Origin of the sequence: Curtobacterium sp. MCLR17_034 (genome assembly GCF_003234485.1) — a bacterium.
Classification (GTDB): domain Bacteria; phylum Actinomycetota; class Actinomycetes; order Actinomycetales; family Microbacteriaceae; genus Curtobacterium; species Curtobacterium flaccumfaciens.
The window spans coordinates 290,693-302,407 of sequence record NZ_QKTH01000003.1; the positions used below are offsets into that span (position 1 = coordinate 290,693).

Consider the following 11,715-nt stretch of genomic DNA (forward strand, 5'->3'; position numbering starts at 1 on the left):
CCGCGAAAGCGACAGATGCCCGCGGAAGGTTTGCGGACATCTGTCGCTTTCGCGGGAGTGAGCACGACCAGCGCCGAGGAGAGTCGCTTTCGCGGCTCGCCCCACCGCGTCAGCGCACGAACGCCGTCCGCGCGAACCGCTCGTCGGTCGCCTCGAGCACCCGCAGCACGTTGCCGCCGGCCAGCGCGCGCAGGTCCGACTCGCCCCAGCCGCGCCGGACGAGCTCCGCCGCGAGCACCGGGTACCGCGACACGTCCCGCAGGTCCGGCGGCAGCACCGGGGTGCCGTCGTAGTCGCCGCCGAGGCCCAGGTGCGCCACACCGGCGACGTCGCGGGCGTGCTCGACGTGGTCGGCGACGTCCGACACCGTGACCAGGGGCGGTTCGCCGGACATGCCCGACTCCTCCCAGTCCGCCCACGCCCGCGACACGAACTTCGGCACGAAGGTGATCATCACGACGCCACCGTTGTCGGCCAACCGGACGAGCACGTCGTCGGGCACGTTCCGCGGGTGGTCGTCGATCGCGACGGTCGACGAGTGGCTGAACACGACGGGCCGGGTCGCCACGTCGAGGGTGTCCCGCATGGTTTCCGGGGCGGTGTGGGACAGGTCGACGAGCATGCCGATCCGCTCCATCTCGGCGACGATCTGCCGCCCGCGGTCGGTCAGGCCGCCGTGCGCCCGCTCCCCGGTCGCGGAGTCGGCCCAGGGGGTGTCGTCGTTGTGGGTGAGCGTCATGTAGCGGACGCCGAGCCGCGCCAGGGTGCGGAGGACCGCGAGGTCGTCGCCGATCGAGTGCCCGCCCTCGGCGCCCAGCAGCGACGCGATCCGGCCGGAGTCGACGGCGGCACGGACCTCGGCGGCGGTGCGGGCGAGCGCGAGGTCGTCGGGGTAGCGCTCGATGATCCGGTGTGCGAGGTCGACCTGCTGCAGCGTCGTCGTGACGGGGTCCGGGTCGTCCGCGGGCACGAACACCGACCAGAACTGCCCGACGACGCCGCCGGCACGGAGCTTCGGGATGTCGGTGTGCAGCGAGTCGGTCTCGGTGTCGATGCCCTCGACACCGGAGTCGTGGCTGTCACGGCGCTCCCAGGGCAGGTCGTTGTGGCCGTCGATGACCGGGAACGGGAGCGCGTCGAACGTCATCCCCCGACGCTACCGCCCGCGCCGTCGCGGCTAGGCTCCAACCGTGCAGCCCGTCACCCTCCGCACCGAGCGACTGGTGCTCTCGGCCCCCGAGCTCGGCGACGCCGACGACGACAGGTCCACCCCGACGGTCCGGCCGACGTCGTGACCGTCTCGTTCCGGATCGTGACGGACCTGCCGGTTCCGCCGGAGCGCGCCTTCGCACTGTCGCTCGACATCGGCGCGCACGAGCGATCGATGGCCGCGACCGACGAACGCGCCGTCGCCGGCACGACGGCCGGCGCAATCGGCCTGGGCGAGACCGTCACCTGGCGTGCGCGGCACTTCGGGATCGTCTGGCGGATGACGAGCAGGATCACCGCCCTGGAGGCGCCCCACCGGTTCGTCGACGAACAGGTGCGTGGGCCGTTCGCCCGGTTCCACCACGAGCACCGGTTCGAGCGGTCGGCCGGCGGCACGCGCATGGTCGACACCATCACGTTCCGCGCGCCGCTCGGCCCGCTGGGCCGCCTGGCCGAGGTGCTCGCCCTGGCCCGGTACATGCCGCGGCTCATCGCCGACCGCAACGCCTCGCTCGCCGCCGAACTGCGTGCCGAGCTGCGCGCCGGGTCGGACGGCGATCAGGGCGCAGCGAGCTCCCCCAGCGCGTCGTAGGCGGCGGCGACGGCGTCGACCCGCACCCGGCCACCGGGACCCGAGGCGTCGTAGACGTCGTTCGTGATCGCGGCGACGACGGCGAACAGCGCGGCCATCGAGTCGAACGCCGACGGTGAGTCGACCGGGCAGAGGATCGCGGTGGCGGCGGGAGCGGCGATGACCGCGGCCGTCGGGTCGCCGAGGACGACGACGTCCGCCCCGGAGTCGACGCAGTGCCGGACGATCCGTTCGACCCCGGCGGTGTGCCGACGCACGGTCACCAGGATCACGAGGTCGTGCCGGTCGAGGTCGGCGACCTCTTCGCCGAGTCGCTGCCCGGGCGACGGACCGACCCGGACGTCGGACCGCACCTGCGCCAGCTGGGACCGCAGTTGCAGCGCGATCGGGTACGCGCCGCGTTCACCGAGGACGAGCACGCGGCGGGCACGGACGATCCGACGGGCCAGGCGCGGGCGATCCGCTCGGCCGAGGGACGCGAAGGCCGCGTCGAGGTTGCGCGCCTCGACCGCGCGCTGGTCGACGTGGGCGGCGTCCTCGGCGACCCACGGCAGGCCCGAACCCCGTGCGGACATCAGGTTCTGCCGGACCTCGGCGGCGTCCTGGAACCCCAGCGACCGCACGAGTCGCGAGACCGTGGCCTTCGAGGTGCCGGACTCGGCCGCGAGTTCGGCGGAGGTGCCGACGAGCAGGAGTTCCGGGTCGTGGCGGACCATCGCGGCGACCCGACGTTCGGCGGGCGAGAGCTGCTCCCACACGGAGTCGATCCGGGCGCGGACGTCGGAGCCTGCGGTGCTCATGCGCGGGCCACCCGGTCGACGGCGACGGCCAGGGCGTCGAGGCCGAGGGCGATGTCCGGCGTCGACACGAACTCGTCGGGGTGGTGACTGATGCCGTCGGGGTTGCGGAGGAACAGCATCGCGACGTCGGTCACGAGTCCGAGCGACATCGCGTCGTGGCCGGCTCGCGAGAACAGCTCCATCGGCGCGGTCTCGCCCGTCGACACGATCCCGGCGCGGACGGCGTCCATCAGGCGGGGCGAGCAGAACACCGCGGGCGCACGGTGCACCTCGGTCGGGGTGACACTCACCCCGCGCCGTTCACCGATGAGCGTGAAGGCCTTGGTGAGTTCGTCCCAGACCTCGTCGCGCTCGTCGTCGAACTCGCCGCGCAGGTCGACGGAGAACCGTGCGAGCCCGGGGACGACGTTGACGGCTCCGGGTTCGACGGTCATCGTGCCGACGGTGCCGACCTGGTGCGATGCCCGGCAGATCCGTTCCACCGCGAGCGCGGCCTCGGCGGCGGCGAGCAGCGCGTCGTGCCGGCGCTCGTAGGGGGTGCCGCCGGCGTGCCGGGCCTCTCCCACGGCCTCGACCGAGAACCGGCGGGCACTCGCGATGCTCGTGACGACCCCGAGGGCCTGCCCGGCCTGCTCGAGGTACGGCCCCTGCTCGATGTGCGCCTCGAGGTAGCCGACCACCGACGCCGGGTCGACCGCGGCGTCGCCGACGCGCTCCGGGTCGAGGCCGAAGTCGGTGAAGGCCTGCCGGAGCGTGACGCCGTCACCGTCGGCCAGGTCCCACCAGGCGTCGTCCCAGACGCCGGCCACCGCGGACGACCCGAGCAGGGCCTTGCCGAAGCGCGTGCCCTCTTCGTCGGAGAACGCGATGACCTCGAGCGCGACGGGCAGCGGACCGTCCGCGGTGAGCCGGGCGGCGGTGCGGATGGCCATGAGCACCCCGACGACGCCGTCGTACCGTCCGGCGTCCACCACGGTGTCCAGGTGCGAGCCGAGCAGCAGCACGGGGGCGTCGGGCGTCGCGCCCGCGGCCCGGCCGTGCAGGTTGCCGGCGGCGTCCTGCCAGGTGGACAGTCCGGCGTCCTGCATCCAGCCCGCGACGAGGGCGTTCGCCCGGGCGTGCTCGGGCGACAGGTAGACGCGGGTGATCCGGCCCGGTTCGGCACTGAGGGCGGCGAGCTCGTCGCAGCAGCGGGCGACGAGTTCGGCGTCGGCGGTGCCCACGGCGGTGGCGTTCAGGACGGGCACGGCGCTCACGCGAGCACCTCGGCCCCGGCGGGAGCGACCGCTGCGGTGTCGTCGCGGAAGACGTCGAGGGCGGCATCGACACCACCGCCGTGCGGGACCGCGTGCCCGGCCCGGCGCAGGGTGTGCTCGAGCGCGGCCAGGGTCGTGACCACGGTGTCCTTCCGGGCGTTGTAGCCCATCGTGCCGATGCGCCAGACCCGACCGTGCAGCGGCCCGAACGAGGTGCCGATCTCGATCCCGTGGTCGTCGAGCATCGCGCCGCGCACCTGGTCGCCGACGACGTCGGACGGGATCTCGACGGCGACGACGTTGTGCATCTTGCGGGCGACGTCGCCGAAGACCGGGAGCCCGAGGGCCTGCACCCCGGCGAGCATTGCGCGCCCGGCGGTCTCGTGGCGGGCGACGACGGCGTCGCGGCCTTCCTCGAGCAGGATGCGGGCGCACTCGTGCGCGGCGTAGAGCATCGAAGCGGCCTCGGTGTGGTGGTTCAGGCGGCGGGGGCCCCAGTAGTCGAGGATCATCGCGAGGTCGAGGTAGTTCGAGCGGATCGGTTCGTCGGCGACGTCGTCACCGGGTTCCCGGAGGCCGGCCTCGACGCTCCGCCGCTCGTCGAGCACGGCCACGGCCTTCGGCGACAGCGTGACGGGTGCGCTGCCGGACGGGCCGCCGAGGCACTTCTGCAGCCCGGCGCTCACGGCGTCGATCCCCCAGGCGTCGACCTCGAGCGGGTTGCCGCCGACCGTCGCCGTGGCGTCGGTGTAGAGCAGGACGCCGTACCGCTCGCAGATCGCACCGAGCTCGTCGAGCGGCTGGTTCATCGTGGTCGAGGTGTCGCCCTGCACGACCGCCAGCACCTTCGGACGGACGCGGGCGATGGCCGACTCGATCGCGGACGGCGTGAATACCTGACCCCAGTCGGTCTCGATGGTGTGGACCTCGGCCCCGGCACGGCCGGCGATCTCGGCGAGCAGGTGCCCGAACCGACCGAACACCGGCACGAGCACGCGGTCACCCGGGGCGAGCAGTGACACCAGCACCGCTTCGATCCCCGCACGCGAGGTGCCGTCCACGAGCAGCGTCGCGTCGTTGCGGGTGCCGAACACGCGGCGGTAGAGCGCCTGCGTCTCGTTCATCGTCGAGGTCATCCAGGGGTCGTACTGGCCGACGAGCGGCGTCGACAGGGCACGGAGCACGCGCGGGTCGGCGTCGATCGGGCCGGGCCCCATGAGGAGACGGGCGGGTGGGTTCACTGGGAGCATGGTGGTTCCTTCCGTTCCTGATCCGACGATACCGGAACGATCGTTACAGGGGTGTTTCCGCGGCGAGCACGGGCCGTCCGGCCAGCTGCCCCTCGACGCCGACCACGCCGCCGTCCGCCGTGGCGATGCGACGGCCGCGGAGCCAGGTCTCGGTGACGCTGCCGCGCACGCAGAGCCCGTCGAACGCGGACACCGGGTTGCGGTGCTCGAGCCCGGCGACGTCGACGACGGACTCGGCGGACGGGTCGAACACGGCGAAGTGCGCCAGGGCACCGGGAGCGATCACCCCGCGGTCGCGCAGCCCGACCAGGGCGGCCGGACCGGTCGTGAACAGCGGGAGCAGCGCCTCGAGCGGAATCCCGCGACGCTCGGCCTCGGTCCACACCGCCCGGAACCCGACCTGCAGGCCGGCGACCCCGCCCCAGGCGAGGCCCCAGTCGTCGGTCTTCAGATCGGCGGTGGAGGGCGAGTGGTCCGACACGACGAGGTCGATCGTGCCGTCGAGCACACCGGCCCACAGCGCGTCGCGGTTGGCGTCGTCGCGGATCGGTGGGCAGCACTTGTAGGCGGTCGCGCCGTCCGGGATCGTGCCCGCCTCGAACGACAGGTAGTGCGGGCACGTCTCGACCGTGATCCGGACGCCGTCGTCCTTCGCCGCGCGGAGCATCGGCAGCGCGCCCGCGTCGGACAGGTGCAGCACGTGCACCCGCGCACCGGTCGCCCGCGCGCCGTCGATGACCTGCGCGATCGCGGACCGTTCGGCGGCGACGGGCCGGGTGGCCAGGAAGTCGGCGTACCGACCGCCGAGCGCCCGGTGCGGCACGAGGTGTTCCGGGTCCTCGGCGTGCACGATCAGCAGGGCGTCGATCCGGGCGACCTCGGCGATCGCGGCGCGGAGCTGCTCGGGATCGAGGTGCGGGAACTCGTCGACACCGCTCGGCGCCGTGAAGCACTTGAACCCGAAGACGCCGGCGTCGTGCAGGGCGTCGAGCGAGCCGAGACTCGCGGGCACCGCGCCGCCCCAGAACCCGACGTCGACCGCCAACCGGCCCTCGGCACTCGCACGCTTGACGGCGAGCGCCTCGACCGTGGTCGTCGCGGGGATCGAGTTGAGCGGCATGTCCACGATCGTGGTGACCCCGCCCATCGCAGCGGCCCGGGTCGCGGACGCGAAGCCCTCCCACTCGGTGCGGCCCGGCTCGTTGACGTGCACGTGCGTGTCGACGAGTCCGGGGAGCAGCACCTGCCCGTGCGGCACGGTGTGATCGTGCACGGCGTCGACGACCGCGTCGACGGGCAGGACGCCGGTGACCCGGCCGTCGTGGACGACGACCGCGGCCGGGCGGAACGTCCCGTCGACCCAGGCTCGCTGCGCGCGGACGACCAGGTCTGCCGTGTCGCCCGCCGGGAGGCCCGTCACGCGCCCGCCCCGGCCGTCGCGACCGCCGCCGGGTGGCGTTCGAAGCCCGCCAGCAGCCCCGACATCGCCTTCACCGGCGGCAGGGCGTACTCGCCGCGCTTGCCCGTGGACAACCCGAGCCGGACGAGCGACTCCGCCAGGACCGTGGCTGCCGCGACGCCGTCGACGACCGGTGCCCCGATGGCCAGCGAGACCTCGGCGCAGAAGTCGGCCATGCCCGCGCACCCGAGCACGACGGCATCGGCTCCCCCGTCGATGACCGCTCGGCACTCCTCGATCACGAGCGCCCGTGCACCGGACTCGGGGTCGTCGAGCTCGAGCACCGGGACCTCGCACGCCCGGATCTCCGTGACGAGTGGGGCGAAGCCGTAGCGCTGGGCGAGCTCGTGGGCGCGGCCGGTCGTCCGCGCCAGGGTGGTGACGACACCGAACCGGCGGCCGAGCATCGCGGCGGCGTGGAACCCGGCCTCGGCGATCCCGATCACCGGCACCGTCGCGAGCTCCCGCGCGGCGTCGAGCCCCGGATCCCCGAAGCAGGCGACGACGAAGGCGTCCACCCCGTCCTGCTCACCGCGGGCAATCTGCTCGAGCAGCCCGGGCACGGCCAGGGCTTCTTCGTAGTGGCTCTCGATCGAGGCCGGCCCCATCGAGGGTTCGACCGCTTCGACCAGCGTGCCGGGCGCGGCGACGGCCTGGGCCGCGATGCCGATCGCCCGCGTCATCGACGCGGTGGTGTTGGGGTTGACGACGCGGATGCGCATCGGGGTCCTTCCGGTGGAGCGAGTGGAGCGGTGGAACCGGTGGTGCTGGGTGGTGACCATCGTGGCGGGGGCGGGGCGGGCCTCCCTGCCGTTGTGTGGATCTGTGGACGACCGAGCGCCGCGACCCGCCCTGTGGAGGGCGAGCCGCGACGCCGGGGGTCAGGCGCGACCGACGGCCGCGCCGTCGTCGACCGAAGGGTCGTCCGCGTCGAGCACGGGCATGCTCGGCCGGACACGCTCGAGCGCCCAGAAGACGACGAGGCCCAGGCCGCACCCGATGAACCAGCTGTAGCTCGACAGCCACGGCAGCACATCGAGTGCCGGGGGCAGGACCGCGCTCGCCACCGAGACCGCGCCGGTGACCACGAGGGTCCAGATGGCGTTCGGGTTGAACCCGCCGCGGTACCAGTACCGGGCGGTACGGCTCGTGGAGTACATGTCGTCGATCGCGATGCGCTGCTTGCCGACGATGTAGTAGCCCGCGATGAGGATCCCGAACAGCGGGCCGATCAGCGCACCGAGCACCCCGAGCGTGTACAGGATCGCCTGGTCGTTGCCGTACCAGTTCCACGGGGTGAGGAGCACGGAGCCGACCGCGGCGATCATGCCGCCGGCACGCCACGAGATCTTCCGGGGTGCCACGTTCGAGAAGTCGAACGCGGGGCTGATGAAGTTCGCGACGATGTTGATGCCGACGGTCGCCGTGACGAAGGTCAGGCCACCGAGCAGGATCGCGAAGGGTGCTCCGATGGCCTGCACGGTCTCGATCGGGTCGGTGATGAGCTTGCCGAACACCGGCACCGTCGCACTGGCGCAGAGCACCGTCAGGACCGAGAAGAACAGGAAGTTGATCGGCAGCCCCCAGAAGTTGCCGCGCTTGACCGCACGGAACGACCGGCCGTAGCGCGAGAAGTCCCCGAAGTTCAGCATCGGGCCCGAGAAGTAGCTGACCACCAGGGCGACCGCCGACAGCATCACCGGGATCGACGCCCCGAACGACAGCGGCTCGCCGACCGACAGGGTGAACGAGATGTTGCCGATGCCCGCCTGGCTGACCAGGTAGACCGCGAGCGCGATCATCACCACGTAGACCGCCGGACCGGCCCAGTCGATGAACCGCTTGATCGCCTCCATGCCCATCCAGAACAGGGCGCCCTGTGCCACCCAGAGGATCGCGTACGAGATCCACCCCAGGGCCGACAGCCCGAGGAACGAGTGGTCGAGCAGCCCCGCCGACGCCGGGATGAACTTGAGGAAGATGATGTTCAGCGACTGGGCGGCGAGGAAGGTCTGCACGCCGTACCAGGCCATCGCGATGAGGCCGCGGATGATGGCGGGGACGTTCGCGCCGAGCACCCCGAACACCGCGCGGTTGATCACCGGGTACGGCACACCGGTGCGCTGCGACGGCTTCGCGACCAGGTTGGCGAAGACCTGCACGATGAGGATGCCGACCACCAGGGCGATGAGCACCTGCCAGCTCGCGATCCCGAGGGCGAAGAGCGACCCGGCGGTGACGTAGCCGCCGACCGAGTGCACGTCGGACATCCAGAAGGCGAAGAAGTTGTAGCTCGTCCAGCGCTGCTCGCGCAGCGGGGCGAGGTCCTCGTTCGTGAGCGCCGGGTCGTACCCGGGCTTGACGACACCGGCACCCGCTGGGGCGGGAGCGGCGGTCGTGGTGGGGGCGTGGGGCGCGGCGACTGGTGTCGCGATGTCGGTAGCCATGGCGTCCTCCGAGGGAGTGGGAAGCGGGGCGGTGCGTGCTTGAGCACGAAGCTACGGAGCGACTTCGCCCCCGCCGTTTCCCTCGTGTAACGGTCGTGTGTCCCGCACCCCGTCCTGGAACGACCGTTCCGGGACGGTGGTCGAGACCGGCGCCGACCGCTCCCGGTGCCGCGCGCGGAGCCGCGGTGCGGCTTGCCGCATCGATGGGCACCGACCCCGCACGGACCCCGCCCCGACCCGAGCGGTGGTGACCGCCGGTGGTACGAATCGACCATGAGCAGGGGAATCAGGATCGACCACGTGGGCGTCACGGTGCCGGACATCGACGCAGCCACGCAGTTCTTCGAGGCGGCGTTCGACGCCGTCGTCCTGTACGACATGCGGCGTCGTGACGAGACGCCGAACAGCAGTTCCGAGGCGCACGGCTACCTCGGCATCCCGAGCACCATGGCGCAGGGGGCCATGCGGATGCTCGCGCTGCCGGAGGGGCCGGGGCTCGAGCTGTTCGAGTACCTGGGGCCCGAGCAGCGGAACGCCGCACACCCGTCCGACCTGGGATGGCAGCACCTGGCGATGTACGCCGACGACCTGGACGAGACGCTCGCCCGGGTCGAGGCGGCCGGCGGTACCCGGAACTCCGACCCGCGCGACCTGCGTGGGGACGAGGCGGGGGCCGGCAACCGGTTCGTCTACACGCGCACACCGTGGGGGTCGACGCTCGAGCTCGTCAGCTACCCGACGCCGCAGCCGTACCTGGTGTACGCGCCGCGGCCGAAGTGGGCGCCGTGGCCGATGCCGGACGACGTCTACCCGGTGCCGGCACCCGCCGTGCACTGACGACCGACCGCCGCACCGACCGACCAACACACCGACCGACAGACCGTCCTCTCAGTGGCGGGGCACCTGCCCCGTCCGCCGTACGGCCCGTTCGAGCAGTTCGACGTCGATCCCGACGTGCTGCCGGGCGATCACGCCCGCCTCGGGCGCCCGCCCCGAACACACCGCGTCCACCAGCAGTTCGTGCTCGTGGAGCGCGCGGGTCTCCATCTCCGCCATGCCCTCGGCCGTGCCCCACAGGTGCGCCGGAGCGGCGATGGAGATCTGCGCCTCCAACCCGGCGAGCGCCGTCCGCAGGGCGTCGTTCCGCGCGGCGTCGATGATCGTCCGGTGCAGCACGGCGTCGGCCTGCTGCTTCTCGAGCCCCGAGGTGGCGTCGCGGAACACCTCGAGCCGTGCACGGATCAGGGCGGCGTCGTCCGGGGTGACCCGTTCCGCTGCGGCCGTCGCGAGCGCCCCGTGCAGCAGCGCGATGGCGTCGGCGGTGTCCTGGATCGCCTCCCACCGGGCGAGCAGCACCCGTCCGACGGCGTCCGATGAGCTGTCCGGCCACTCGGTGCGGACGAATGTGCCACCACCCCGGCCTCGACGGGTCTCGAGCAGCCCCCGTTCGACGAGCCGCGCGATCGCACCGCGCACGGTGACCCGGGCGACGCCGAGCAGGCCGGCCAGTTCGCGTTCCGGCGGCAGGTTCGCGCCGGGCAGGTACTCGCCCACGGCGACGGCGGTCACGAGGCGGTCCTCGACCTCGTCGACGCGCGTCTCGGTCGTACGATCGGACACACGGGCCCCCTTCGCGGTGTTACGACCACGTTAAGGCAGCAGAAAAGGTATTGCGTGGGACCTTTTTCCGCTCCATGCTGACCCCCATGTCCAGCATCACCGAATCCACGATGCCGTTCCGTGACGGCGAGACCTGGTACCGGGTCACCACGCCCGACAGCCCGGTCGCCGGCGCGCTGCCCCTCGTCGTCCTGCACGGCGGGCCCGGCATGGCCCACGACTACCTCCGGAACCTCGCGGCCCTGGCCGACGAGACCGGCCGGACCGTCGTCCACCACGACCAGTTCGGCTGCGGTCGGAGCAGCCACCGCCCGGACGCACCGGTCGACACCTGGCAGCCGCAGCTGTTCGTCGACGAGTACGCCGCCCTGGTCGAGCACCTCGGGCTCGGCGACCACCACGTGCTCGGGCAGTCGTGGGGCGGCATGCTCGGCGCCGAGGTCGCGGTGCAGCAGCCCGCGGGGCTCCGGTCGCTGGCGATCTGCAACTCCCCCGCGTCGATGCAGCTCTGGGTCGACGGCGCCGCCGAGCTCCGCGCGCAGCTGCCCGCCGACGTGCAGGACGCCCTGACCCGGCACGAGACGGCCGGCACCGTCGACGACCCCGAGTACCTGGCGGCGACGCAGGTCTTCTACGAGCGGCACGTCTGCCGCGTGGTCCCGAGCCATCCGGACTTCGTCGACTCCGAGGAGCAGATGGAGCGCGAGCCGACGGTCTACCACACGATGAACGGCCCGAACGAGTTCCACGTCATCGGCACGATGCGTGACTGGACCATCATCGACCGGCTCGACCGCGTCGCCGTGCCGACGCTCGTCGTCGCCGGCGAGCACGACGAGGCCACCCCCGCCACGTGGGCGCCGTTCGTCGAGCGGATCGCCGACGTCCGGCAGCACGTCTTCCCCGGTGCGAGCCACTGCTCGCACCTGGAGCAGCCGGCGGAGTTCCGCCGGGTCGTCGCGACCTTCCTGGCCGCGCACGACGACGCCTGACCCGGCCATCACCTTGCCTGGAGGCGCGGGGCGGGCCCGCCCCGCGCCTCCAGGCAAGGTGATGGCCGGGTCAGGCGTCGTCGTGCGCGG

At 72.6% G+C, this 11,715-nt stretch carries 11 protein-coding genes; 3 read left to right on the top strand and 8 right to left on the bottom strand.

The genetic code is table 11. The annotated features are described in order from the left end of the window. Positions 1–109: 109 nt before the first annotated feature. Positions 110–1,147 carry a dipeptidase gene (locus tag DEI98_RS05920; protein ID WP_111100194.1) on the bottom strand — a complete coding sequence of 346 codons (1,038 nt, stop codon included), beginning with the start codon at positions 1,145–1,147 and terminating at the stop codon, positions 110–112. Positions 1,148–1,291: 144 nt separating this feature from the next. On the opposite strand from DEI98_RS05920, the gene DEI98_RS05925 reads away from it, so the two are divergent. After that, positions 1,292–1,801: an SRPBCC family protein gene (locus tag DEI98_RS05925; RefSeq protein ID WP_111100195.1), complete on the top strand. Its 510-nt coding sequence runs from the start codon at positions 1,292–1,294 to the stop codon at positions 1,799–1,801. Here the strand turns inward: DEI98_RS05925 and DEI98_RS05930 are convergent. From DEI98_RS05930 to DEI98_RS05955, 6 genes are all read right to left on the bottom strand, one after another. Then, the gene (locus DEI98_RS05930; protein ID WP_111100196.1) at positions 1,768–2,601 is read right to left on the bottom strand and encodes a MurR/RpiR family transcriptional regulator; all 834 of its coding nucleotides are present in this window, start codon (positions 2,599–2,601) and stop codon (positions 1,768–1,770) included. The two genes, DEI98_RS05925 and DEI98_RS05930, sit on opposite strands and share 34 nt — an antisense overlap. Next, positions 2,598–3,857 carry an allantoate amidohydrolase gene (locus DEI98_RS05935; protein WP_110863477.1) on the bottom strand — a complete coding sequence of 420 codons (1,260 nt, stop codon included), beginning with the start codon at positions 3,855–3,857 and terminating at the stop codon, positions 2,598–2,600. The genes DEI98_RS05930 and DEI98_RS05935 overlap by 4 nt, the downstream gene beginning before the upstream one ends. Beyond that, positions 3,854–5,107, bottom strand: coding sequence for an alanine--glyoxylate aminotransferase family protein (locus tag DEI98_RS05940; RefSeq protein WP_111100197.1), 1,254 nt, complete (start codon positions 5,105–5,107; stop codon positions 3,854–3,856). Before DEI98_RS05940 ends, DEI98_RS05935 begins: the two co-directional genes overlap by 4 nt. A gap of 43 nt (positions 5,108–5,150) precedes the next feature. Next, a complete protein-coding gene (gene allB, locus DEI98_RS05945) occupies positions 5,151–6,527 on the bottom strand; it encodes an allantoinase AllB (RefSeq protein WP_220037068.1) in 1,377 nt (458 codons plus the stop codon). Continuing rightward, positions 6,524–7,288, bottom strand: coding sequence for an aspartate/glutamate racemase family protein (locus DEI98_RS05950; RefSeq protein WP_111100198.1), 765 nt, complete (start codon positions 7,286–7,288; stop codon positions 6,524–6,526). The genes allB and DEI98_RS05950 overlap by 4 nt, the downstream gene beginning before the upstream one ends. 159 nt (positions 7,289–7,447) lie before the next feature. Then, positions 7,448–9,013 carry an NCS1 family nucleobase:cation symporter-1 gene (locus DEI98_RS05955; protein ID WP_111100199.1) on the bottom strand — a complete coding sequence of 522 codons (1,566 nt, stop codon included), beginning with the start codon at positions 9,011–9,013 and terminating at the stop codon, positions 7,448–7,450. 273 nt (positions 9,014–9,286) lie between these two features. Between DEI98_RS05955 and DEI98_RS05960 the strand changes: the two genes are divergently transcribed. Beyond that, positions 9,287–9,850, top strand: coding sequence for a VOC family protein (locus tag DEI98_RS05960; protein WP_035808811.1), 564 nt, complete (start codon positions 9,287–9,289; stop codon positions 9,848–9,850). Between the two features lie 51 nt (positions 9,851–9,901). On the opposite strand, the gene DEI98_RS05965 is transcribed toward DEI98_RS05960, so the two are convergent. Further along, positions 9,902–10,633, bottom strand: coding sequence for a FadR/GntR family transcriptional regulator (locus DEI98_RS05965; RefSeq protein ID WP_110863481.1), 732 nt, complete (start codon positions 10,631–10,633; stop codon positions 9,902–9,904). An 86-nt stretch (positions 10,634–10,719) separates the two neighbouring features. On the opposite strand from DEI98_RS05965, the gene DEI98_RS05970 reads away from it, so the two are divergent. Beyond that, on the top strand, positions 10,720–11,625 hold the full coding sequence (locus DEI98_RS05970) for a proline iminopeptidase-family hydrolase (protein ID WP_258370745.1): 906 nt from the start codon (positions 10,720–10,722) through the stop codon (positions 11,623–11,625). The last annotated feature ends 90 nt before the right edge of the window (positions 11,626–11,715 follow it).

Excerpts from the sequence above, each read along its gene's own strand:
- DEI98_RS05920 (WP_111100194.1), bottom strand. The coding sequence starts at position 1,147 with ATGACGTTCGACGCGCTCCCGTTCCCGGTCATCGACGGCCACAACGAC.
- DEI98_RS05930 (WP_111100196.1), bottom strand. The coding sequence starts at position 2,601 with ATGAGCACCGCAGGCTCCGACGTCCGCGCCCGGATCGACTCCGTGTGG.
- DEI98_RS05940 (WP_111100197.1), bottom strand. The coding sequence starts at position 5,107 with ATGCTCCCAGTGAACCCACCCGCCCGTCTCCTCATGGGGCCCGGCCCG.
- DEI98_RS05950 (WP_111100198.1), bottom strand. The coding sequence starts at position 7,288 with ATGCGCATCCGCGTCGTCAACCCCAACACCACCGCGTCGATGACGCGG.
- DEI98_RS05955 (WP_111100199.1), bottom strand. The coding sequence starts at position 9,013 with ATGGCTACCGACATCGCGACACCAGTCGCCGCGCCCCACGCCCCCACC.
- DEI98_RS05960 (WP_035808811.1), top strand. The coding sequence starts at position 9,287 with ATGAGCAGGGGAATCAGGATCGACCACGTGGGCGTCACGGTGCCGGAC.
- DEI98_RS05970 (WP_258370745.1), top strand. The coding sequence starts at position 10,720 with ATGTCCAGCATCACCGAATCCACGATGCCGTTCCGTGACGGCGAGACC.